We start from the raw sequence: 22,515 nt of genomic DNA, 5'->3' as shown, positions 1-22,515 counted from the left end.
GCTCGTCCGTCAGCCCTTGGGCAGCTTGCCGCCGCCGACCTCGTCGACGTAACCGTCGTAGGACTCGACGTAGCCGTCGGCCTTGCCCTTCAACACGTACAGATCGCCGTCGCCGTCGCCGTAGCCGGTCTTGCGGAGCTCGACCTTCTTGCTCTTGAAGGTCGAGGTGGCCTCGAGGGAGTCGACCACGCGGACGAACAGCGGCACGGCGTACGCGGGCAGCGACTCGTAGGCGTGGGTGGCCAGGGACGCGCCGTCGAACTTCTTGCCGTTCCGCAGGGTCACGGCAGCCATGCCGGCCTTGCCGTCGGCGCCGGGGATGTCGACGCCGAACACCACGGCCTGATCCACGTCCGGATGCGATCCGAGGGCACCCTCGACCTGCGTGGTGGCGACGTTCTCCCCCTTCCACCGGAAAGTGTCTCCGAGCCGGTCGACGAACGCGACGTGCCGAAAGCCTTGCTGGCGCACCAGGTCTCCGGTGTCGAACCAGCAGTCGCCGTCCTTGAACCCGTTCTCGAGCAGCTTCTTCTTGGTGGCGTCCTCGTCGGAGTACCCGTCGAACGGCGCACGGTCGGTGATCTTCGACAGCAGCAGCCCGACCCCGCCGGCCGGGACCTTGGTGAGGCGGCCGTTGCCGTCGCGCTTGGCCTTGCCGGTCTCGTCGTCGTACTCCACCACGGCGTACGGCAGCGGGCAGAAGCCGGCGGTCCGGTCGAGGTTGAACGCGTTGATGAACGCGATGTTGCACTCGCTGGCGCCGTAGAACTCGGCGACGCGCGAGATGCCGAAGCGCTCGGTGAACTCGTGCCAGATCTCCGGCCGCAGGCCGTTGCCCACGATGAGGCGGATGGAGTTGTCCTTGTCGGACGGCTTCTCGTCCTGGGTGAGCAAATAGCGGCAAAGCTCGCCGATGTAGGTGAACGCGGTGGCCTCGTTGGCCCGGACGTCGTCCCAGAACCGAGAGACCGAGAACTGCTTGCCGATCGCGATGGCCGCGCCGGAGGCGAGCACCGACGACAGCGAGACCGTGAGCGCGTTGTTGTGGTACAGCGGCAGGCAGCAGTACAGGACGTCGTCGCCCCGCAGCCGGACTCCCATGCTGCCGAGCCCGGACATCGACTTCAGCCACCGGAAGTGGCTCATCAGACTGGCTTTCGGCATTCCCGTGGTGCCGGAGGTGAAGATGTAGAACGCCTTCTCCTTGGCCTGGATCTCGGCGGTGACCGCCGGGTTCTCCGCACTCGCGGACTCGGCCAGGCGGTCCAGCTCGTCGGCGTGCAGCACCACCTTCTCCGGCAGCGCCTCGTCGAGCGAGTCGAGGGCCTCGAGGCAGTCCTCGTCGACGACGAGCACGCGGGCGTCGAGGATGCCGAGACTGTGGTCGAGGACCTCGCCCCGCTGGTTGAAGTTCAGCATGCCGGCGGTCGCTCCGAGCTTGACCGCGGCCAGGGCCACCAGCAGCGTCCTCATGGAGTTCTTGGCCAGGACGCCCACCACGTCCCCGCGCCGCACCCCCCGGTCGACGAGCACCGACGCGTAGCGGTTGACCAGATCGTTCGCCTGGCCGTACGTCAGGGTGTCCCCCTCGAACCGAACGAAGGGACGGTCGGGGTGCTTGGCGGCGGCGCGCTGGAAAATGAAGCCGATGGACTCCTTGTCGGTCGGCTTGCGCAGGAAACCCGGCACGCCCCGGAGCACGGTCGGCAGCGCCGGGGCCATCTTCGCGGTCGCGGTGGCGAGATCGAGCAGTCCGACCTTGTGACGAGCCTCGGCAGCCATACAGTTCCTCCCCTGACGAGCCGGTCTCCGTCGACGTCCGGCTGTGACAACGGTTACCTTACCGATAGGTAAGTTTCACGACACGTCATGGGCGAAGGTTGCACGCCTCGAGGGCCGCATCCACCGTGTCCACCCGGACGAGACGGTCCATCGACGCGGCCGAGACGAACCCCGTTCCGGTCAGCCCGGTGAGCCAGTCCACCAGGGGCGCGAAGTGACCCGTGGGGTCCAACAGGACCACCGGCTTGGTGTGCATGCCGAGATAACCCGAGGTCCACGTCTCGAACAGCTCCTCGAGCGTGCCGATGCCACCCGGCAGCGTCACGAAGGCGTCGGCGCGGTCGTCCATGATCCGCTTGCGCTCGCGCATGGTCTCGGTGACCACCAACTCGTCGGCGTCGACGTCGGCGACCTCGCGGTCGACCAGGGCGCGGGGAATGACGCCGATGGTGCGGCCGCCCGCGGCCCGGGTCGCGCGCGCGACGGCGCCCATCATCGAGACGTTGCCGCCGCCCGAGACCAACGTCCCGCCGCGCCGGCCGATCTCGGCGCCGAGCTCGGTCGCCAGATCGAGGTGCCGTTGCTCGACCGGACCCGAGGCGCAGTAGACGCACACCGTCGTCGTCACGGCTGTCGGCTCTCGTCGATCCAGCGGACCGCCTCGGCGACGTCGTCCGTGCATCGCAGCAGGGCCACGTCGGCGTCGGAGATCGTGCCGGCCGCCACGAGCGTCGAGGTGATCCACTCCATGAGTCCGCCCCAGAACTCCGTCCCGAACAGGATGATCGGGAACCGCGTGATCTTGCGCGTCTGCACCAGGGTGAGGGCCTCGAACAGCTCGTCGAGCGTGCCGAAGCCGCCGGGCAGGCACACGAACGCCTGCGAGTACTTCACGAACATGGTCTTGCGCACGAAGAAGTAGCGGAAGTTGACCCCGAGGTCCACCCACGGGTTCAGCGACTGCTCGAACGGCAACTCGATCCCGAGGCCCACCGAGAAGCCGCCCGCCTCGCACGCGCCCTTGTTGGCGGCCTCCATCGCACCCGGACCGCCGCCGGTCACCACGGCGTAGCCCGCGTCGGCGAGAGCGGAACCCAGCCGCACGCCCGCCTCGTACACCGGCGACTCCGGCGACGTGCGCGCGGAGCCGAACACCGTGACGGCACGGGGCAATTCGGCCAGCGCGCCGAATCCCTCGACGAACTCGCTCTGGATGCGCAGCACGCGCCAGGGGTCGGTGTGCACCCAGTCCGACGGCCCGCGGTTGTCCAGCAACCGCTGATCGGTGGTCGAGTTCGCCCGGGTGCGTCGGTCCAGTATCGGACCGCGATAGCGCGCGGCCTGTCGATCCTGCGTCATGGGGGTGAGGTTAACCGGCCGACGGACCGGTTCCCGTGGTGAGGTAGCGCCGGAGAACGTCGGCCACGTGCGTGATCTGCTCGGTGGGTACGCGCTCGTCGCGCTTGTGGGCCAGATTCGGGTCACCGGGGCCGTAGTTCACCGCCGGGATGCCGAGCGCGGAGAACCGCGAGACGTCGGTCCAACCGTACTTGGCCCGCACCTGTCCCCCCGCCGCCGCGACCAGCGCCGCGGCGGCCGGAGCGCCGAGCCCCGGCAGCGCACCGGGCGAGCTGTCGGTCACCTCGAGGTGCACGCCGTCCCCGGCCAGCACGCTCGACGCGTGATCCACGGCGTCCTCGACCGTGCGGTCCGGGGCGAACCGGAAGTTGACGTCCATGCCCGCCTCGTCGGGGACCACGTTGCCCGCCACTCCCCCGAACACCCGAACCGCCTGCAGCCCTTCGCGATAGACACAGCCGTCGATGTCGACCGACCGCGGTTCGTACGCGGCGAGTCGGGCCGTGACCGGGCCCAGCCGGTGAATCGCGTTGTCGCCCAACCAGGACCGTGCCGAATGCGCGCGCACTCCGGACGTCGTCACCCGGATGCGGAGCGTGCCCTGGCAGCCCGCCTCGACGAACCCACCCGACGGCTCCCCGAGGATCGCGACGTCACCGCGCAGCCAGTCCGGCATCTCGCGTTCGATCCGGCCGAGTCCGTTGGCGGTGGCCTCGATCTCCTCGCAGTCGTAGAAGACCAGCGTCAGGTCCGCAGCCGGGTCCGCCACGGTGGCCGCGAGGTGGAGGAAGACCGCGTCACCGGACTTCATGTCGACGGTGCCGCAGCCGTGCAGCACGTCGCCCTCGGGGCCCCCGCGCTCGCGCCGCGACGGCACGTTGTCCGCGATCGGGACGGTGTCGAGGTGACCGGCCAGGATCACGCGCGTCGGCAATCCGCGGCGGGTCCGCGCCAGCACGGCGTTGCCCGAGCGCACCACCTCGAAGCCGACGGTCTGCTCCCGAAGGGCGTGCTCGACGGCCGCCGCGAGCACCGCCTCCTCGCGCGAGACGCTCGGGACGTCCACGAGCGCCGCGGTGAGGTCGATCGGGTCGGCGTGCAGGTCCAGAACCACGGGTGCGCTCACGACCGACGACCCTACTGCCGTGCTCTAGGCTCGGGCACCGTGACCACAGGCGCATCGGCAACAGGACTCGCAACCATCACCACGTCGGGCACGGTGCTCGACACCTGGTACCCCGCCCCCGAACTGGGCGAGGTCACCGAGACCGGCACCACCCGCCTGCAGGGCGCGGACGTGCCCGAGGACCTGGCGTCGCTGGTCGGTGCCGACGACGCGCGCGGCGTCGACGTCGTCGCCGTGCGCACCACCATCGCCTCGCTGGAGGACGCCCCCACCGACGCGCACGACGTCTACCTCCGCCTGCACCTGCTCTCGCACCGCCTGGTCGCGCCGCACGGGGTCAACCTCGACGGACAGTTCGGCCTGCTCGCCAACGTCGTCTGGACCAACCACGGGCCGGCCGCCGTCGACGGGTTCGAGGTCACGCGTGCGCGACTCAAGGCCCGCGGCCCGGTCACGGTCTACGGCGTCGACAAGTTCCCGCGCCTGGTCGACTACGTGGTGCCGACCGGCGTACGCATCGGCGACGCCGACCGGGTCCGACTGGGCGCGCATCTCGCGTCGGGGACCACGGTCATGCACGAGGGCTTCGTGAACTTCAACGCCGGCACGCTCGGTTCGTCGATGGTCGAGGGGCGCATCTCCGCCGGTGTCGTCGTCGGCGACGGCTCGGACGTCGGCGGCGGCGCGTCGATCATGGGCACCCTCTCGGGTGGCGGCAAAGCCGTCATCTCCGTCGGCGAGCGGTGCCTGCTCGGCGCCAACGCTGGCCTCGGCATCTCGCTCGGCGACGACTGCGTGGTCGAGGCCGGGCTCTACATCACCGCCGGCACCAAGGTCACCGGACCGGACGGCACCGTGGTCAAGGCCGCGGCCCTCAGCGGTCGGTCGAACCTGCTGTTCCGCCGAAACTCCGTCTCCGGCGCCGTCGAGGTGGTTCCGTGGAAGGGCACCGGAGTCGAACTGAACTCCATCCTGCACGCCAACGACTGACCGCGGGTGCCGCGGTCGGCAGATCCGGGGAGACCATGACCGAACCGCGCCTCGAGACCGTCGCCACCGAGGATCTGACCGAGCACGACGCACACCAGGCGGAAGCCCTGGTGCGGGCGGTATTCGGCAGCGAGTTCGAACCGCACGACTGGGTGCACGCACTCGGCGGAACCCACGTGCTGGCGCGGCTGGACGGCCTGGTGGTGGCGCACGCCGCGGCAGTGCCCCGGCTGCTCGTCCACGACGGCAAGGAGATCGACGGCCGCTACGTCGAGGCCGTGGCGGTCGACTCCGACCGCCGCGGCACCGGACTCGGCCGCATCGTCCTCGACCGCCTCGAGGCGGTGATCGAGGACGAGGGTGCACTGGGCGTGCTCAACTCGCTGCCCGGCGCGATCGGCTTCTGGGAGGGCCGCGGGTGGGTGCGGTGGCGTGGCCGGCTCGGGGTGGTCGGCAACGGCGAGGACCCGAGGCCACCGGCCGACGGTGAGAACGTCATGGTGTTCCGGCCGCCGAGCAGCATCGATGTCGAGGGCACGCTGTGCGTGAACAATCGCGTGGGGCCGCGCTGGTAGTCGTCCGTCATGCGATTATTCGACTCAGCGCGGACGCTGCATCGACGATTGCAGGGTGCTCCGTGTCCAAAGGGGTGACATCCCGGAATTCGGGCCGCTGCCAACTGGCCATGACATTCCAGATCGGACGGTGGTAGGACCACCACTGCACCGCGTCCCACTGCCGCTCGCCGGGGTCTCCGGGCGTTCTCTCGTCCCATATTCTGTGTCCCCACGCCCGTGTGACAGGTGCGTTGCGGGCCACGACCTGCGTCGGCCGCAAGTCGAGGCGAACCAGCTGGGCAGGATCGTCGAGGTCCAGGATTCTGAGGGTGTCGGGAAGGGCGAACGTCCCCAACGCTCGCCGCGCTCCCGGTATCAACGGAAACTCGAACATCGAGTCGTCCCATGTCGAGAGGTTTCCGAAGACTTCCCCACACGCTGCTTCCGCGTTTCTCGAGACGTACCAGACGTAATAGTCGGGATGGTCGATACGTCCGCCCCGTTGCGGTCTGTGTTCGTAGATCGGATGGCCCGGCTCGCCTGGCTCGGCGGTGTCCAGAAACGGGAAGACGCGATAGACGAGCACTCAGGCTGCTCCGCCCCACATCTCGCCGTCGAGAGCGTCCAGGACAGCGGACGATCCGTGCACACGCAGCGCGTCCAGCGGGCGGGCACCACCAAGGTACGAATTTGCGCTCACCAGCCACTGCTGTGCTGCCTGCTCGCCCCAGACCAGACGGGCTTTCGCCAGCACGTGCTCAAGATCGATCAGCAACGGGGCAGCCGTTGCTCCGGGACGCTCGTCCCCCGCGCTCCACCGAGTCGGCTGTGATGCGCTGACGCCGGTCAGAATCGCAAGGGCCTGTCCACCGAATGCATCCATCAGATAGCGGACGCGGCTACTCGACAACGGGTCGTCAGCCGGGGTGGAGCGACCACGACGACCGACCTGTGCACCTTCCTGCAGCGCCCCACTTCGCGCCGACCGGCCGACGGTCGCTTCTCCCGCTAACACGCGCCGGGTCGCCTTCGAAGTGTCGCGTGCTGTCGCCATGCCTCCATGCTACCCAACGAAAGTCTTGGGTCTGCGTGTGACCTGAAGCCCTGTCCAGGTCCGTCGTTCTCACCGCGGTGGTGGTCAGCGGCCACCCCGGACGTCGTCGCCCAGACGTACAGGACGGCGCAGGCCTGGAAGAACGACTCCCCTGTCGCCGCCAACGCGGTGTTCAACCTCGACGACCAGCTCGCGGCGCGATTCGGCGTCGACACCGCCGCCCTGATGGTCGGCGCCGAGCCGAAGCACTGGGCAGTCCACGCCGGCCGCAACGACCGAGGCGAACTCGTCCCGAAATACTTCTGCACCGACCCCGACGCAGCCGGACTCACCCGCCCCGTCCCGCCGCTGCACCTGGTGTACGAGGACTGCTGGTGGGAAATGGCCGCCGAGCACCAGATCGCCGAAGCGCACGAACAACTGATGTACACCGGCGCCGCGTACGGCGTCGCCCACGTCCGCGATCAGATCTCCCGCCGCTACGGCGTCGACGCGCAGAAATTCGCCGGAACGCCCGACGACCTGAGCGCCCGCCTGGCGGCCGTCGTCGCCGAACGCGACAAGGCCCCGGCCCCCGACAAAGCCGAGAACGACCGCCGCGACGCCGCGGCAGCGATCGCGGCCTCCTCGGCGTCGCTCGCCCACCGAGACGCACGCGACGACCTCCCGGCCCCGACGCCCACCTCACCCGACGCCGCAGAACAAGCGGACCCCGCCCTCGCCGTCCAGTGGGCCAAGACGGCACTGCCGCGCGACGCCGAACGCGCCGTCTACGGCAACGGCACCCGCAAGACCGCCGAAGAACAGGCGATCACCACCGCATGGGCGGTGGAACAAGCGAAGGCATGGGCGCTGAGCAACGCCCCCGCACTAGCCGCTCAGTTCTCCCAGAGCGAAGCATCGGCCAATCGCGAGCAGTACCTCACCGCCCGCACCGAACTGCTCGACGAATGGACCGCAGCAGGCCGGCCGAAGGCCAACCTCGACCCCCGAGGTCCCTTGTACGACTCCCGCGAACGCCGAGCCGCCGATGCCGAAGCGATGCTCGACGCCGGCATCGACGCCGACATAGTCGACGCCCGCATGATCGCCGACGTCCAACAGGCGAAACCGATTGACGGGGCTTTGAGCCACGACGCCGGCCGACCGGCCACCGCCGGGACGGAGACAACGCCTACTCGCCGCCGGGATCGAGATCGCAGCGGCAACGATATTCGGCCCGGCATGGACAGATGATGGGCACACTCTAGGGATGCTCGTGGTGCGGCTCAACCTGTCAAATCCGGCGTTCAAACCGCAACACCACACAGAGCGAAACGGGCCATATGGACGGTCGTTTCGGCGTGTCGTTTGGTGATCACCGCCTCCCAAGGTTCATCGCTGGAACGGCCGCGGGTTTCTTACCAACTCTCAATACCAGACGTCATGCTTTGGGCGATACGGGGCAATCGGAGCATTTGCACTTCTTGTGGTCCGTCGCTAAGGATGCGTAGGCGTCGGTCGAGGAAGACCGGTCGCTTTCCTTCCGCAGAGAGCAGCTCTCATGTCGATGCTTCGTCGGCCACGATGGCCGAAACCGTTGTCCCACACAGCTCCCCGCGCCGTGCTGATCGCCGGGATGACCGCTGTGCTGGTCGCCACCGGAGGGGGAGCGGCGGCCACCGCGCAACCGTCCACCACCCCAGCCTCACCAACCAGCCCCGCACCGGCTGCGCTGCAACAGCAGGCCCCGGCACCAGCCGATCCGTGCGCGCCCACCACGCCGCCGACCACCACCACGGCGCCGCTGTCGACCACCACGTCGGCCGTACCGACTTCGTGCGTCGACGCGCCGTCACCGGCCCCGCCCATCCAGCAGACACTCGTCCCGCAGTCCGAGAATCCAGACGTCGCTGACGTACCGACGGCGGCACCGTCGAGCACCAGCACGACGATCACAACGGCGACCCCCAGCGCTGAGGCGACCGCACCGACCCCGACCGGCAAGCGAATCCCGTACACCGGGCTGCCCACGGAGAACCCCAATAGCACCCTCGTCCCCGGCAAGATGCGGTCCGACCGTGAGGAGTGGCCAGAGGGGTACACGAAGGAGCAGGCCGACCAGGCCGAGATCGGGGAAGCCCGACTGCTCGCCAAACAGCGCACATCGCGCGCCGCAGTGACCTGCCAGAGGTACTGGCCGTCGAACTTCGACGTGTGCGGTGCGATCCGCGACAAGTACAACTCGCTCGGCGGCGTGGGCAGCTTCCTGTTCCTCCCCACCAGCGGGAACATCATCAACCCCGGAGGCACCGGGGAGCGAGTCACCTTCGCCAACGGGCCCATCTACTGGTCTGCCGCCGGCGGCGCACACCCCGTCGTCAACAGCTTCCTCAACCGCTGGGGCATCCTCGGCTACGAGGGCAGCTACCTCAAGTACCCCACCACCGACGAAATCGTTCTCCCCGACGGCGGCCGCCGCCAGGAATTCCAGGACGGCGCCATCTACGTCTCGTTCCAAAACGCTATTGGATCCGCCATCCAGAACGGGCCTCTGCGCGACAAGTACAACTCCGTCGGCGGACTCACCCCCGGCAGCAGCCTCCTCGGCTACCTCACCGAAGACCACATCCGAACCCTCCCCGACGGCCAAGGCCAAATGGCCCGATTCCAGAACGGCGTCATTTACTACCACCCCACTTACGGAGCATGGGTAGTGCGAGGAGGTATTCTCAATCATTGGGAGTTCATCGGTTTCGAGGGGGGGACCCTGGGCTATCCAGCATCAGACGAGTATGTCGAGAACGGCGCCATCAAGCAGCTGTTCGAGAACCATCTGCTGGAATTTGGAGCCCTGGAACCTGACCCCAGCACCCCTCAAGCTCGTGCAGATTTCGGCAACCCGATCGAGTTCTACGCGGGAGACGAGAAAGTTCTTCGAGGAGTCGGCGGTACGTTGAACATCCGTCGAAACTCAGCCGAATTCGACTCCAGGAAATTGAGCTACGGTTTCGAGATCAGCCAGTCAGCCATCTTATACCGGGCACAGTATGGAACGTCGACGCCCAAGGACTGCACCACGGCCATCTACTCGAGATCGCGGGGGGTGCATTTCAAGGACAACGACCCACGCCACAAGAACATGATTATAACGCGCGTCTACCACAACTCGGTCGGAAACCACGACGACAACCGAGAATACGCGTTAAACATCAGCTGCGGGTTCCACAACAAGACCCAAAACTTGAACGGTAGGGGCACGTTGGCATACGGGTACTTCGTTGCCCATGTAGACAGGACCTACATCTTCCGAATCCGCTAGAAGGTAGCGCGGAAGAGAGCGAAAGCGAGGTACGGGGGGTGCTGACGGTAGCTCTCAGCATCCCCCGTAGCTCGGGCACATCGCCCTAGGTAATTATTGTTGGTCTGAAACGACCTCGACTTCCGGACCCGACCGCATGGGACGGACTTCGGTCGCGAAAAACTGGTATCCGTCGCCTTCGTCTGCGATCCATTCATAGGAAACAGGCTCTCCAACAATGGGGTTTCGTGCTGGCGAAATTGACGCATGCTGGCCATGACCAAGGTTTGGTACGTCAGACCTCCACAGGTTGCTGAAGTGGAACCAGCATCCAGAGGGTGTTTCCGCTGAAACAATTACACCCCAACCTTCCTCAGCGTTCCATTGGTCGACCGTTCCCTCAGTCATCGAAACCCCCTTCATGGGCAATACAGCGCTTTACGCGTTACTTTGGACGCTCCGAGCCCCCATTAGAAGAGCGAAGCGAAGTGGTCGACATCCACCCCATTATGGGGGTATGTGAACCCACTTGGCCGCGCGGGACGACCAACGCCGGGGGCCCCGGATGATTCGCCCATCGTGAGGCCACCAGGGCGGGGTTACCGGTCAGAACGCCCGCCCGATCAGGCCCCCTACCTCGGTGTCCAGGACTGTCCTGACCACCCCCGCCTGGAACCAATCCTCCCCGAGCACCTCTTGAGGAACATCGTTGCTGTTGATGGTGCAGATGTACTGCCCATTCGTTTGTGCGACCATCTGCTGAGCGAACCGCATGGCCCCTGCGCGCTGGCGGGGATCAACCCCGTCGAAGACGGTGGAGTCGTGCACAAGAAAGTCGGGGTGGTGCCCGGTCAAAATTCCTTCCTCAAGCATGGTCAGGTCGAAACAAAACATGGTCATTCGGTCGACACCGGTGCTGCCGGAACCTGCGGCTCGAATGGAGAACAGGTAGCCTGCGTCGTCCACCGCGACTGTAAGGGCGGCATCCTTCCCGTACAGCTGCCGCATTTTGAAGGTGAACCGGTCGCTGATGCGATCGAGCTTCTCGCGCGAGATCGTCAGTTCGCGGGCGGCGTCACTTCGTATTGTCGATTGTTCCAGCTTGAGTTCCTGCTTCCGCGCATCCAGGTCGCGAGCTTGTTCGATCTGGAGATCGAGGGCTGCGCGGCGTTGTTCGGCTTCCCCTAGCTCGATTCTCAGCGCGTTGAGCTCATCAAGCGCTCCGCCTGCGTCAAGCGTGCGCAGAGCGTTGTCGCGCTGCTGGTCCAAGCGGTCGAGCTCGGCAGAGCGGGTGGCAATGCGCTGTTCGATCGTCGTCACTTCCGAACGCAAGAACAGCCGCCGGTTGGTGAGCAGTGAATCGTGGAAGTCGCGAACGTCATCTATCTGGCGACGAAACCCGTCCGCCAGGATTACGCCCGCGGCGTCGAAGAGCGCCTCTACAGCGAGCGGTGTGCTCTTCGGGCCATCGGTGTCGGCCAAGGATTCCAGGTAAAGCGCATGCATCCTCTGATCCACTACGGCATCGTCACGCAGCCGTGCGATCGAATCGGTGAGCTCGTCCACCCGCTTCACCAACGAGTTCGGATCCTCCAGAATCCGGAACCGGTCAATCCTGTGCTGCCACTCTTCGATCTCGTGCATCACAGCCGCTCTTTCGAGCACGAGATCCTTCTCTGGCCGGAACGTCGCTACCAATCCCTCCCGCGTAGCGGCGCTGATAGTGGAGATTTGGCTGAGACCTTTCTTGATCGCCGCCAGCTCGTGTACAACCTTCCAGTCCAACCCGAGGAGGAACGCGACATGTTCACGACTGCTCGTCGCACCTTGCTGGGCGATGATCTTGAGGGGGTCTTTCGGCATCTCGGTACGAATCACGTACGACAGGAGGGTGCGAACGGAGATGCCGCCCGCACTCCCCTGCACGTCGGGTTCCAGCCGGAACAACGCAAGTCCGAGCAGCGTCTTCCAGTCATCGAGTGCGATGCGCCCCTCCACGAGGTAGGGCTCGAACACCGCCCGTGCTTGGCCGTCGGTGCGAACGATAAGACTCTTTCCGCCCTTGGCGAGTGATCGGGTGGCAGCGACCGTTCCTCCGAACATTTGCAGTTCGAGCGTCATCTCCCATCCGTCCTCTGCCAGTGGCTTCAGAGTTTTGTGCAGTTGACCGGCCAGGACGTAGTTGATGAGCATGAGCAAGGTCGACTTGCCGCGGGCGTTCCGACTGTCTTGCTGGGTGGACTCCTCCGCACGGTCAGCAACTATTGCGTTGAAGCCCGGCCGAAAGGCGACCGGTTTGAACTCATCACGGTTGGCACTCAGGCGAACAAGCACTAGGTGAGCCTCACGATTCGATCGGTGTAGGTCAGCGCGCCGGCCCCGTACAACAGAGTCAGAGCCGCCGCGAAAGAGTCATAGGTTGACGAGGCGTCTGCTAGTTGCCGATGCTCGGCGTACAGCTGGCCGATGCTCACGCTTCGCCCAGCGAGCAGGCTTAGCAACGCTGCCGCCTCACCTACGATCGTTCGCTCCACAGGAGTGAACTTGCTCGGGAAGATCTCACTCACGTTCGAAGATCTCGCACAGCTCGAAGAGGTACGCCACAACAGCGAGAGCGGCGGCGCGCGTCGCCGTGGTATCGCGGGGCCCGGAATTGGCGTAAGCCGTCTGCACCATGTAGTCGAAGAGGACGTCGGGGTCGTCGACCCCATCTGCCAGGGCTTTGTAGTAGTCGCTCTTGAAGCGGGCTACCAGTCGGGTACCAAAGCCCGGCTGTGAAGTGCTTTGGAACGCGATGAACACTCGGACGCGCGTTGCCTGAGACAGCCCGTCGGTGATTCGCTGCACCGACTGCGTCCCCAGGTTGTTCACCTCGATCTTTTGCTGAAGCGGCACAGCCAATTCGACCCCTCCGGGCTGCAGCGAGACTGCGTCACCCGCCATGACCGTGCACACAACTTCGAGCTCGGCGTAGGTTACGTGGCCGAGACCGGTTCGCACGGCGCGTGCTACAGCCTGCTCGTGGTCCTTCTTCGCGCCAATCAGAAACTCGCGAGTGTGGTGATGCAGCTGCGCATCGATCGCGTCGTGATGTGTTCCGCACAGGTAGATGAGGTTGTTCGCTGATCCACGCTCGGGCGTGGACATGTCCGGGTCGTAACGGGGACCGTTCGGACTTGCACCAGCGATGTGCGCAACCTTGCCTGTCGCCTTCGGCTGATCCCCCACGCTTTGAGGGTTCACGGTCAGTTCCAGTGCGCAGCCGGGGTATGCGCATTGGTTACCGCTGCGGGCGATGACAACCTTCTCCTGCGCCTTCGGCACCGGATCGCGCGCAGTGGTGTTCATACGGTCGAACATTAGTTGCGTGCGGTTTGTTCTCGTCTGTGCCATGCCGTTCACGATCGCCGCCGGAGCGCTCAGCGTTCCCGGCCGGAACGATCGTGCTGCGTCCGCCGGACACCGGGCCGGGTACTGCGGCCCGCCGACTCGGGCGCGGCGATCGACACCGTCGCTGCATCTCGCAACTGCCCACGGCGCACCGATTCGTGGTGCACTTCGAACGCGCTCGCCGCAGTCATCGGGTTCGCCAACCGCGTGTGGAGCGCATCGAGGTGTCGCGCTCGGACGTCGACCAGCTGAGCCGCTCGGTCCGCTTCACCCGCAGCGCGATGTGCTGCGGCGACAGCATCGAGGGTGCGCATCAGTTGGTGCAGCAACAGCGCCATTGCTGCAGTCGGGTCGGTCGTCGTCGCCTGCAACAACACCAGCGCCGCACCGGCGGCCGCGGTCATCCTGGCGCCGGCGCCCTCCCCTCGGGTGTGGGCGGGGGTCTGCGCCGATTGGGCCAGTGACGCCGACGCAGCAGCCAGCGGTCCCGGTGTCGATTCGATGCGGGCCGACCACGCTGCGAACACTCCGGAGGCGCGCCCTGCGGCGCGTGTCCACTGCGCGCGATCGGATGTGGGCACCGACGCCAAATACGTGTTCCACCGGTCCATGTCCGCCGCAGCGCGCGCGTACATCGCCGGGTCGAGGCCGGCGCGTTCGCGGCCGTTGCCGACGGTGACCGCCGACCGTTGGCGGGCCGCCCGCCACTCCTGCGCTGCGGCCTCGTTCGCCGGGGCGGAGGTGTCCCACTCGTCCCGCAGCCGCGGCAACGTCAGGTCTTTGGAGAGCCGACCGCCGCCGTACCAGACGGGCGCCGTTCCTGTTGCGCGGTCGCCCCGGGCCGGGGTCGCGGCGACCGAGTACCCGACCACCGTGCCGGTCGTGCCCCGGTCGTACCGGGGGCGTATTAGCACGCCGTCCGCGCAAACCCGGCGCACGAACTCCGCTTCGGTCTTCGACACCGTGGCGGCGGCGCGGACCTTCCGTTCCAAGGTGTAGCGGACCGGTTCCGGTGCACCGGTTCGCCGGGTCGTTTCGATCTCCGCCGGCTCCAGGCCACGCACACCGCGGTCCTGCTCGCGGGAGTTCAGGACGGTCGATCCGTAGCGGTGTTCGAGCATGTTCGCTGCGGTCTGCGCGCGCACGTAGTCGCGGCGCAGACTGACCTTCGTGCCGTCCCCTCTCACGGGCGCCGTAAGAACGGAATCTTTGTTCCATCCTTGACACTTCCGCGGAACGGGCGTTCACTTCTTGCCGTGGTGTACCGACGAACCGCGGCGGTCCAGGAACGGCTGGACGCCGCCCGATCCCGGATCGTCACGGCCGCACTGTCCCTCGTGGCCGAACGCGGATACGCCGGGTGCGGGGTGGCCGAGGTCGCCGCCCGTGCCGGCATCGGCGTGGGCACCGTCTACCGCTACTTCCCCGGCAAGGGGGACCTGCTCGCCGAGGTCTTCCGTGATGCCTGCACCCGTGAGGTGGCCGCCGCGACGGCGGCCGGGAACCGTGCCGCCGCGACCGGCACCCACACCGACTCCGTGCTCGCCGCGGTCCGCACCTTCTGCGAGCATGCCTGCCGCGCACCGACTCTCGCCTACGCCCTGCTGGCCGAGCCCATCGACGCCCTCGTCGAGACCGAGCGCCTCACCTTCCGGCGGTCGTTCGCCGACACACTCGCCGCAGCCATCCGCGCCGCCGTCCGAGACGGCGAACTCCCCGAGCAGGACGCGTCCCTGACGGCGGCCTGCCTCGTCGGCGCCATCGGCGAGGCGCTGGTGGTCCCCCTCGCTCGCGGAGACGTCGACGCCCGCGTGATCGACGCCCTCGAGACCGTCACCCTCCGCGCGCTCGGCGCACCGAATCCCGTCGTGAGGAGCACCACATGACACCCACCCACACCGTCACCAACCAGGTCCCGCCGTTGGTCGAGTACGACGTCGCGGATCAGCCCGTGCTGCTCGAGGCGCTCCACCGCGAGGGGGCGGGCGACGCCGAGGCGGAGTTGCACCGAGTGGGCCGACTGGCCGGAAGCGCCCGCGCGCAGCGGTGGGGTGAGCTGGCCGAGGCCCATCCGCCGGTCCTGCACACCCACGATCGCTACGGCAACCGCGTCGACGAGGTGATCTACGACCCCGCCTACCACGAATTGATGCGCACGGCAGTCGATCTCGGCCTGCACGGCGCACCGTGGGCCGAGGAGTCGCCGCACGCGCACCTCGTCCGCGCCGCGACGTCGAGCGTGTGGAGCGTCGTCGACGCCGGGCACGGCTGTCCGATCTCGATGACCTACGCTGTGGTGCCGGCGCTGCGCGCGAACCCGGACCTCGCCGCGCAGTACGAGCCCCTGCTCACCACGCGGGTCTACGACCCGTCGTTCCGGCCGCCGCTGGAAAAGGGCGGGCTGATCGCGGGCATGTCGATGACGGAGAAGCAGGGCGGCTCCGACGTGCGGGCCAACACCACCACGGCCGTGCCGCGGCCGGACGGCACGTGGTCGCTGACCGGCCACAAGTGGTTCACCTCGGCCCCGATGTCGGACATCCTGCTCGTCCTCGCCCAGAGCGAGAGCGGGTTGTCCTGCTTCCTGCTGCCGCGGATCCTGCCGGACGGCACCCGCAACGCCATGGCGATCCAGCGCCTGAAGGACAAGCTGGGCAACCACTCCAACGCCTCGAGCGAAGTCGAGTACGACGGCGCCACGGCGTGGTTGGTCGGCGAGGAAGGCCGCGGCGTGCGGACCATCATCGAGATGGTCAACATGACCCGACTGGACTGCACGCTGGGCAGCGCGACGGGGATGCGCGACGCCACGGCGCGGGCGATCCACCACGCGACGCACCGGGCCGCGTTCGGCAAGCAGTTGGTGGACCAGCCGGCAATGCGCAACGTGCTCGCGGACCTCGCCGTGGAGGCCGAGGCCTCGACGACGGTGGCCCTGTGGCTCGTGGCACTCACCGACCGGGCCGCGGCGGGTGACGAGCGTGCCGCGCTGCTCCGCCGGATCGGGCTGGCGGTGAGCAAGTACTACGTGTGCAAGCGCGGCCCGGCGCACGCGGCCGAAGCGTTGGAATGCCTGGGCGGCAACGGGTATGCCGAGGAGTCGGGCATGCCCAAGCTGTACCGGGAAGCACCGTTGCTCTCCATCTGGGAGGGCTCCGGCAACGTCGCCGCGCTGGACACGCTGCGCGCGGTGGCCCGTCAACCGGAGACGCTGACCGTGCTGTTCGACGAGCTCGACAGCGCGGCCGGCGCCGACGACGCCCTCGACGCGGCGGTGCGCCGGGTCAAGTCGGCGTTCACCGACGTCGCCTCGCTCGAACACCGCGCACGGCGCGTCGTGGGCGATCTCGCGCTGACCCTGCAGGGGTCGTTGCTGGTGCGGCACGGCCATCCCGCGGTGGCGGACGCGTTCACCGCCACCCGGCTCGGCGGCGACTGGGGCACCGTCTTCGGCACCCTGCCCACCGGGGTCGACACCGCCGCGATCATCGAGCGCAACACCCCGAAGGTGGGCGCGTGAGCGAGCGCCCGGCCGCCTGGCGGGACGGGTGGGACGAGGGCGAGGACAGCGCGTTCGCGGGCCGAGCCCCGGCGGGGACGGACGACCCCCGCTACACGACCCTGACCTACGAGGTCACCGGCCGCATCGCGCGGATCACCTTCGACCGTCCCGAACGCGGGAACGCCATCACGGCCGACACCCCGCTGGACCTGGCGCACGCGGTCGAACGCGCCGACCTCGATCCGCGGGTCCACGTGATCCTGCTGTCCGGCCGCGGCAAGGGCTTCTGCGGTGGGTACGACCTGTCCGTCTTCGCCGAGAACGGCGCGCGTCCGGTCGACGGTACGGACGGGTCGGGTGCGGAGGGCACAGCCCTCGATCCGACCGTGCAGGCCCGCAACCACGACCCCTCGCGGACGTGGGATCCGATGCTGGACTACGCGATGATGAGCCGCTTCAACCGCGGCTTCGCGAGCCTGCTGCACGCCACGAAGCCCGTGGTGGCCAAGGTGCACGGCTTCGCCGTCGCCGGGGGCACCGACATCGCCCTCTACGCCGACCAGATCGTGTGCGCCGACGACGCGCGAATCGGCTACCCACCGACGCGCGTGTGGGGGATCCCGGCCGCGGGCATGTGGGCGCACCGCCTCGGCGACCAGCGGGCGAAGCGTCTGCTGTTCACCGGCGACTGCCTGATCGGGCGGCAAGCCGTCGACTGGGGCCTCGCCGTCGAGTCGCACCCGGCCGACGAGCTCGACGCGCGGACCGAGGAGTTCGTCGGGCGTATCGCGCAGATGCCGATCAACCAGCTGATGATGGTCAAGCTCGCCCTGAACAGCGCGTTGCTCGCGTCGGGGGTGGCGACGTCCACCATGATCTCCACGGTGTTCGACGGCATCTCCCGGCACACCCGGGAGGGGTACGCCTTCCAGACCCGCGCGGCGACGGTCGGGTTCCGTGAGGCCGTCCGCGAACGTGACGAGCCGTTCGGCGACGCCAAGCCTCAGGCGCCGGCGGCGACCTGACTGATCCGTCGCGGAGAGGCGTCGGTCATGAGGTCGACGAGCACGCGGGACACCCGCGGGTCGGACAGCAGGGCGAGGTGGCCCGTGCCGGGCAGGGTGTAGACCTCGGACACCGGACCACGCGCGCTGCGCAGGGTCACCAGCCCGTCCCCGACGGCGTCGGCCCACCAGGCGTGCGGGTCCTCCGCGAGCGTCGCCTGCACGGCGACGTGCCGAATTCCCGGCGCGAGTGGAACGTCGGTGGCCAGCCGAAGATCGTCCACGCCCCGGCTGCGGACGTCCAGCAGATCGGACCACACGGCGGTGCGCTTCACCCGCCGCAGCGCCCGCGACAGGTGGTACACGCCGGTGGCCAGGGGGGCACCCTCGTGCGGTGTGCCCAGGTAGCAGGCCGTGTGGACCAGGGGCAGCCACGTGGCTCGGCTCGCCTCGACCCCGCAGGCACGGCGCAGCACCAGTCCGCCCATGGAGTGGCCCACCAGATCGATGCGCTCGACCGGGACCGGCCAGGCCGTGACGACGCGGTCGAGCAGGTCGGCGAGCGCTGCGCCGTTGTCGACGATGCCCCTGCCGGTGTTGTACCGCAGGCACACCGCGGAGATCCCGTGGGCGGCCAACGTCTCGCCGTAACTGCCACGGCCGTCGTGGCGGTAGTACCACGCCTGTTCGGTTTCGCCGAGACCGTGCACGAGCACCGCGAGATGCCCGGTGGCGAAGGGGAACGCCGTCGTCAGCTCGGCCGTCTCGTTGGCGACGACGCGGCGCCGGTGGTGGGGGCCGAGTTCGACGGCGAGGTCGTTGGCCTCGGCGACCAATCGATCGCCGAGCAGCCCGTTGACCGCCCCCACCAGGACCGATCCGGTGGCCGACGAGGTCACCGCGTGCGAGACGGTCTCGTCCGGGAGCAGCTCGGACCCCGTGGCCACCGCCTTCGCGATCGCGGCGCTGCCTCCCCGCACCGCGGCGTACACGGCGTCCGCGATGCCGTCGTTCACCGCGCGGATCGGGGCGGCCGGCCGCCCGAGCACCCCGAACACGACGTCGTTCACCGCGCGGTGCGTGCCCTGGACCGGCCGGGACAGGATGTCGACGGCCGAGGCCAGGACGGTCGCCGCGCCGGCCACCTCGTTACGGCGGCGGACGCGTGGGGGATTCGAGTGCACACGTGTACTCTAATCGCGGTCGGCGACCTTCACCACGAGCTTGCCGAAGTTGCGTCCCTCGAGCAGCCCGAAGAACGCGTCGGGGGCGTTCTCGAGCCCCTCCACCACGTCCTCCCGGTACCGGAATCGGCCGTCCGCGATCCACTCCGAGACCTCGCGCTGGAAATTCTTGTAGTGCTCACCGACGAACTCGCTCTGGATGAACCCGCGCACCGTCAGGCTCTTGGTGAGCACGCGGGTGAAGAAGCCCGGCAGCCGGTCCGGTCCCTCGGGCGCCTGCGTGTCGTTGTACTGCGCGATCAACCCGCACACGGGCACGCGCGCATAGAGATTCAGGCGCGGCAGCACCGCGCGCGCGACCGCGCCGCCCACGTTCTCGAAGTACACGTCGATGCCGTCCGGTGTGGCCGCGGCGAGCTGCTCACGGAAGTCGTCGGCGCGGTGGTCGACCGCGGCGTCGAAGCCGAGCTCGTCGATCAGGTACGCGCACTTCTCCGGTCCACCCGCGATGCCCACGGCGCGGGCACCCTTGATCTTCGCGAACTGTCCGACCGCCGACCCGACCGGCCCGCTCGCCGCCGCGACCACCACCGTCTCCCCCTCCTTGGGCTGCCCGATCACGGTCATGCCCGCGTAGGCGGTGAATCCCGGCATGCCGAGCACACCGACGGCCGTGGAGATCGGCGCTCGGTCGGGATCGAGGCGTCGCACCGAGGAGGCGTCGACCACCTCGTGGGTCTGCCAGCCGGAATAGGACAGCACGACCGATCCCACCGGCAGGGCGTCGCTGCGGGACTCGACGACCTCGGCGACGGTGCCGCCGCACATGACGCCGTCCACCGCGACGGGCTCGGCGTACGACTCGGCATCGCTCATCCGTCCCCGCATATAGGGGTCGAGCGAGAGATAGAGAACCTTCAGCAACACCTGACCGTCGCCGACCTCCGGGAGGTCGGCGGTCTCGGTACGGAAGTTCTCGGCGGTCGGGGCTCCGGTGGGGCGGGAAGCGAGGACGATGCGCGTGGACGTGGTCATGTCCACCGACGCTACTCCAGCGCTACTCCAGCTCGGTCTTGCGAACCTTCCCCATGGCGTTGCGCGGCAACGACTCGACGAGGCGGACCTCGCGCGGACGCTTGTGGGCCGAGAGTTGCTGCGAGACATGGTCGATCACCGCGTCGGACTCGACGTCGACACCGCTCTCCGGGACGACGAACGCGACGATGCGTTGACCGAGATCGTCGTCCGGCAACCCGACGACGGCCACCTCCGCCACACCCGGCACGCCGAGGATCGCGGTTTCCACCTCGCCCGCGCCCACCCGGTAGCCACCGGTCTTGATCAGGTCGGTCGACGCGCGCCCGACGATGCGGTGGAACCCCTCCGCGTCGATCGCGGCCACGTCGCCGGTGACGAACCAGCCGTCGTCGGTCCACGTCGCGGCCGTCGCCTCGGGCTTGCCGAGGTACCCGTCGAAGAACCGCCCGCGCAACTGCAACGAGCCGATGGACTCGCCGTCGTGCGGAACGTCGGACCCGTCCTCGGCGCGCAACCGAGTGTCGATGCCCCGCACCGGAAGTCCGACCCAGCCGGGCCGTCGTTCGCCGTCCGCGCGGGTACTGATCGTGATCAGGGTCTCGCTCATGCCGTAGCGCTCGATCGGTGCGATACCGGTCAGCGCGGCGATTTTCTCGAACACCGGCACCGGCAGCGGCGCGCTGCCGGACACCAGGAGGCGTGCGCGGGCGAGTGCGCGCGCCGAGTCCTCGTCCGCCGCGATGCGGGACCACACCGTCGGCACCCCGAAGTAGATCGACCCGCGCGCGGCGGCGTACCGCTCGGGGGTGGGCTTGACGGTGTGCACCACGCGGCTGCCGATGCGCAGCGAGCCGAGGATGCCGAGCACCAATCCGTGCACGTGGTAGAGCGGAAGTCCGTGCACCACGGTGTCGTTCGCCGTCCAGGCCCATGCCTCGGCGAGCGCGTCCAGCCCCCGCGCCAGCGCGTCCCGGCTCAGCAGCACACCCTTCGGTGGCCCGGTGGTGCCGGAGGTGTACAGAATCAGCGCGGTGCTCTCCCCCGCCGGCTCGGGATAGCTGTGCCACGACCGCGCGTGCATACGCACCGGCACCGTCGGCAGTCCGCCGGCGTGCTCGGGTGCGACCCCCAGCCAGGCGCGAGCGCCGGAGTCGGCCAGGACGTGGTCGAGTTCCGCCGGACCGGAATCCGGCGCGACCGGCACCACCGCGACGCCGGCGATCAGCGCGCCCACCACTGCCACCACGGTGCGCGCCGTGGGCTCGGCCCACACCGCCACCCGGTCGACGCCGGCGATGCGCTCGGCCACCGACGTGGCGGCGCCGATCAGGTCGCTGCGGGACAGGACGGTGTCGCCCACGGTGACGGCGTCGTCGACGTCGTCACCGCGCGCGACCGTGTACGAGTTCAGCGATCTCAGCAGCACCGGGGCAGCCTCTCACGAGGCCCGTCGCGCGACGGACACGTCCTCGCAGGCGCACCCACCCGCGATCGCGGTGCAGTCCACCACCAGCGCGTGGCGCTCACGGTGGACGAGCACGCAGCCCGCCTCGGTGCACTCGACGGTGAAGTCGGAATGGACGACGAGAGTCCCGTGGCAGTGATCGAGCGATCCGGCGCAGTCGAGGCACCCGGGGTCGGTCATGACCTGATCCATGTCTCCATCAGTACCACCGGCCGCCGACACGGTCGCCGTCCGACACGGTCAGAACAGGACCGTGAGCAGGGTCGCGAGGGTGACGCCTCCCACCATCGCGACCACCAGCACCGCGGCGACGAGTTTGACGCCGGACCGATCGCGCACGGTCGGCTCGGTCCACTCGTCGAACGCCTCGACGTCGACGCCCTCCTGGGCGACGTAGTGCACCTCGCCGGGGGGCTCCCACTCGTCCCCCGCCGCGCGGATCCGGGACTCGAGCAGAGCGAGACGCTCCCGCGCGCGCGGGGGGTAGGCCCGCGACGGCGCGTTCATCGGCAGACGCCGGGCCAGGACGACGGGTCGATCGGACGAGGCACCGAACGCGGCCAACGCGTCCCGCACGACGGGATCGGTCTCGTCCCGGTCGGTGAGGAACCACGCGGCGCCGGCGCCGGCGGGATCGTTCATCGCCAGGCAGGCGAATCCGAGAAGGTCCAGGGCCGGTTGCGACGCCGGGTCGCGCTCGAGCACGACGCCGAGGCGTTTGCGCGCGTTCCACGGCTCCCCGCGAGCGAGGTCCTCCTGCACGCGGTCGAGGGCTCCCACGGCG

At 68.4% G+C, this 22,515-nt stretch carries 22 protein-coding genes; 7 read left to right on the top strand and 15 right to left on the bottom strand.

The window, feature by feature from the left end:
- Positions 1 to 9 precede the first annotated feature (9 nt).
- From HQ603_RS02685 to dapE, 4 genes are all read right to left on the bottom strand, one after another.
- The gene (locus HQ603_RS02685; protein WP_222682794.1) at positions 10 to 1,782 is read right to left on the bottom strand and encodes a long-chain-acyl-CoA synthetase; all 1,773 of its coding nucleotides are present in this window, start codon (positions 1,780 to 1,782) and stop codon (positions 10 to 12) included.
- An 85-nt stretch (positions 1,783 to 1,867) separates the two neighbouring features.
- On the bottom strand, positions 1,868 to 2,410 hold the full coding sequence (locus HQ603_RS02680) for a TIGR00730 family Rossman fold protein (protein WP_308126328.1): 543 nt from the start codon (positions 2,408 to 2,410) through the stop codon (positions 1,868 to 1,870).
- Positions 2,407 to 3,141, bottom strand: coding sequence for a TIGR00730 family Rossman fold protein (locus HQ603_RS02675; RefSeq protein WP_222682792.1), 735 nt, complete (start codon positions 3,139 to 3,141; stop codon positions 2,407 to 2,409). The genes HQ603_RS02680 and HQ603_RS02675 overlap by 4 nt, the downstream gene beginning before the upstream one ends.
- 10 nt (positions 3,142 to 3,151) lie before the next feature.
- Positions 3,152 to 4,267, bottom strand: coding sequence for a succinyl-diaminopimelate desuccinylase (gene dapE / locus HQ603_RS02670; protein WP_222682791.1), 1,116 nt, complete (start codon positions 4,265 to 4,267; stop codon positions 3,152 to 3,154).
- A 39-nt stretch (positions 4,268 to 4,306) separates the two neighbouring features.
- Here dapE and dapD point away from each other — a divergent pair, with 39 nt between their 5' ends.
- Both dapD and HQ603_RS02660 read left to right on the top strand, forming a co-directional pair.
- On the top strand, positions 4,307 to 5,257 hold the full coding sequence (dapD, locus tag HQ603_RS02665) for a 2,3,4,5-tetrahydropyridine-2,6-dicarboxylate N-succinyltransferase (protein WP_222682790.1): 951 nt from the start codon (positions 4,307 to 4,309) through the stop codon (positions 5,255 to 5,257).
- A 35-nt stretch (positions 5,258 to 5,292) separates the two neighbouring features.
- The gene (locus HQ603_RS02660) at positions 5,293 to 5,832 is read left to right on the top strand and encodes a GNAT family N-acetyltransferase (protein WP_222682789.1); all 540 of its coding nucleotides are present in this window, start codon (positions 5,293 to 5,295) and stop codon (positions 5,830 to 5,832) included.
- 7 nt (positions 5,833 to 5,839) lie between these two features.
- Here HQ603_RS02660 and HQ603_RS02655 read toward each other — a convergent pair whose 3' ends face one another.
- Positions 5,840 to 6,400 (bottom strand): RES family NAD+ phosphorylase, encoded by a 561-nt coding sequence (locus HQ603_RS02655; protein WP_222682788.1) that lies wholly within the window; start codon positions 6,398 to 6,400, stop codon positions 5,840 to 5,842.
- Positions 6,401 to 6,868, bottom strand: coding sequence for an antitoxin Xre/MbcA/ParS toxin-binding domain-containing protein (locus HQ603_RS02650; RefSeq protein ID WP_222682787.1), 468 nt, complete (start codon positions 6,866 to 6,868; stop codon positions 6,401 to 6,403). It lies immediately after the preceding gene.
- Between the two features lie 168 nt (positions 6,869 to 7,036).
- Between HQ603_RS02650 and HQ603_RS02645 the strand changes: the two genes are divergently transcribed.
- Both HQ603_RS02645 and HQ603_RS02640 read left to right on the top strand, forming a co-directional pair.
- Complete coding sequence (locus HQ603_RS02645; protein ID WP_222682786.1) at positions 7,037 to 8,104, top strand: hypothetical protein; 1,068 nt, start codon at positions 7,037 to 7,039, stop codon at positions 8,102 to 8,104.
- A 367-nt stretch (positions 8,105 to 8,471) separates the two neighbouring features.
- Positions 8,472 to 10,169, top strand: coding sequence for an LGFP repeat-containing protein (locus tag HQ603_RS02640; protein ID WP_308126327.1), 1,698 nt, complete (start codon positions 8,472 to 8,474; stop codon positions 10,167 to 10,169).
- Positions 10,170 to 10,754: 585 nt separating this feature from the next.
- On the opposite strand, the gene HQ603_RS19075 is transcribed toward HQ603_RS02640, so the two are convergent.
- The 4 genes from HQ603_RS19075 to HQ603_RS02625 form a co-directional block, all read right to left on the bottom strand.
- The gene (locus HQ603_RS19075) at positions 10,755 to 12,482 is read right to left on the bottom strand and encodes a DUF2326 domain-containing protein (RefSeq protein WP_222682785.1); all 1,728 of its coding nucleotides are present in this window, start codon (positions 12,480 to 12,482) and stop codon (positions 10,755 to 10,757) included.
- Positions 12,482 to 12,682, bottom strand: a complete 201-nt coding sequence (locus HQ603_RS19185; RefSeq protein WP_371830961.1) for an ABC-three component system middle component 6 — start codon at positions 12,680 to 12,682, stop codon at positions 12,482 to 12,484. The genes HQ603_RS19075 and HQ603_RS19185 overlap by 1 nt, the downstream gene beginning before the upstream one ends.
- A gap of 25 nt (positions 12,683 to 12,707) precedes the next feature.
- Positions 12,708 to 13,496 (bottom strand): ABC-three component system protein, encoded by a 789-nt coding sequence (locus HQ603_RS02630; protein ID WP_222682784.1) that lies wholly within the window; start codon positions 13,494 to 13,496, stop codon positions 12,708 to 12,710.
- A gap of 71 nt (positions 13,497 to 13,567) precedes the next feature.
- Positions 13,568 to 14,725, bottom strand: coding sequence for a hypothetical protein (locus HQ603_RS02625; RefSeq protein ID WP_222682783.1), 1,158 nt, complete (start codon positions 14,723 to 14,725; stop codon positions 13,568 to 13,570).
- A 69-nt stretch (positions 14,726 to 14,794) separates the two neighbouring features.
- Between HQ603_RS02625 and HQ603_RS02620 the strand changes: the two genes are divergently transcribed.
- The 3 genes from HQ603_RS02620 to HQ603_RS02610 are packed head-to-tail and all read left to right on the top strand — an operon-like array spanning position 14,795 to position 18,065.
- On the top strand, positions 14,795 to 15,424 hold the full coding sequence (locus tag HQ603_RS02620; protein WP_222682782.1) for a TetR/AcrR family transcriptional regulator: 630 nt from the start codon (positions 14,795 to 14,797) through the stop codon (positions 15,422 to 15,424).
- Positions 15,421 to 17,058, top strand: a complete 1,638-nt coding sequence (locus tag HQ603_RS02615; protein ID WP_222682781.1) for an acyl-CoA dehydrogenase family protein — start codon at positions 15,421 to 15,423, stop codon at positions 17,056 to 17,058. Before HQ603_RS02620 ends, HQ603_RS02615 begins: the two co-directional genes overlap by 4 nt.
- A complete protein-coding gene (locus HQ603_RS02610; protein ID WP_222682780.1) occupies positions 17,055 to 18,065 on the top strand; it encodes a crotonase/enoyl-CoA hydratase family protein in 1,011 nt (336 codons plus the stop codon). Before HQ603_RS02615 ends, HQ603_RS02610 begins: the two co-directional genes overlap by 4 nt.
- Here HQ603_RS02610 and HQ603_RS02605 read toward each other — a convergent pair.
- From HQ603_RS02605 to HQ603_RS02585, 5 genes are read right to left on the bottom strand one after another with little or no spacing between them, the layout of a single operon-like run.
- Entirely contained in the window at positions 18,044 to 19,228 is a 1,185-nt protein-coding gene (locus tag HQ603_RS02605; RefSeq protein WP_222682779.1) for a lipase family alpha/beta hydrolase, read from the bottom strand. The genes HQ603_RS02610 and HQ603_RS02605 overlap by 22 nt on opposite strands.
- Before the next feature lie 9 nt (positions 19,229 to 19,237).
- Complete coding sequence (locus HQ603_RS02600; protein WP_222682778.1) at positions 19,238 to 20,263, bottom strand: NADP-dependent oxidoreductase; 1,026 nt, start codon at positions 20,261 to 20,263, stop codon at positions 19,238 to 19,240.
- Positions 20,264 to 20,285: 22 nt separating this feature from the next.
- Positions 20,286 to 21,692, bottom strand: coding sequence for an acyl-CoA synthetase (locus HQ603_RS02595; RefSeq protein ID WP_222682777.1), 1,407 nt, complete (start codon positions 21,690 to 21,692; stop codon positions 20,286 to 20,288).
- Positions 21,693 to 21,704: 12 nt separating this feature from the next.
- The gene (locus tag HQ603_RS02590; RefSeq protein WP_222682776.1) at positions 21,705 to 21,911 is read right to left on the bottom strand and encodes a hypothetical protein; all 207 of its coding nucleotides are present in this window, start codon (positions 21,909 to 21,911) and stop codon (positions 21,705 to 21,707) included.
- Between the two features lie 60 nt (positions 21,912 to 21,971).
- Positions 21,972 to 22,511: a DUF6584 family protein gene (locus HQ603_RS02585; protein ID WP_222682775.1), complete on the bottom strand. Its 540-nt coding sequence runs from the start codon at positions 22,509 to 22,511 to the stop codon at positions 21,972 to 21,974.
- Between the last annotated feature and the right edge of the window lie 4 nt (positions 22,512 to 22,515).

It is taken from the genome of Rhodococcoides corynebacterioides (assembly GCF_019834675.1).
Lineage (GTDB): Bacteria > Actinomycetota > Actinomycetes > Mycobacteriales > Mycobacteriaceae > Rhodococcoides > Rhodococcoides corynebacterioides_A.
Note: the sequence above shows the minus strand (reverse complement) of the source record. Positions and strands in the feature narration are given on the sequence as shown.

What these genes read in the sequence shown, in the direction of transcription:
- HQ603_RS02685 (WP_222682794.1), bottom strand. Translation starts at nt 1,782, where the DNA reads ATGGCTGCCGAGGCTCGTCACAAGGTCGGACTGCTCGATCTCGCCACC.
- HQ603_RS02675 (WP_222682792.1), bottom strand. Translation starts at nt 3,141, where the DNA reads ATGACGCAGGATCGACAGGCCGCGCGCTATCGCGGTCCGATACTGGAC.
- HQ603_RS02660 (WP_222682789.1), top strand. Translation starts at nt 5,293, where the DNA reads ATGACCGAACCGCGCCTCGAGACCGTCGCCACCGAGGATCTGACCGAG.
- HQ603_RS02650 (WP_222682787.1), bottom strand. Translation starts at nt 6,868, where the DNA reads ATGGCGACAGCACGCGACACTTCGAAGGCGACCCGGCGCGTGTTAGCG.
- HQ603_RS02630 (WP_222682784.1), bottom strand. Translation starts at nt 13,496, where the DNA reads ATGAACACCACTGCGCGCGATCCGGTGCCGAAGGCGCAGGAGAAGGTT.
- HQ603_RS02615 (WP_222682781.1), top strand. Translation starts at nt 15,421, where the DNA reads ATGACACCCACCCACACCGTCACCAACCAGGTCCCGCCGTTGGTCGAG.
- HQ603_RS02600 (WP_222682778.1), bottom strand. Translation starts at nt 20,263, where the DNA reads ATGACCACGTCCACGCGCATCGTCCTCGCTTCCCGCCCCACCGGAGCC.
- HQ603_RS02590 (WP_222682776.1), bottom strand. Translation starts at nt 21,911, where the DNA reads ATGACCGACCCCGGGTGCCTCGACTGCGCCGGATCGCTCGATCACTGC.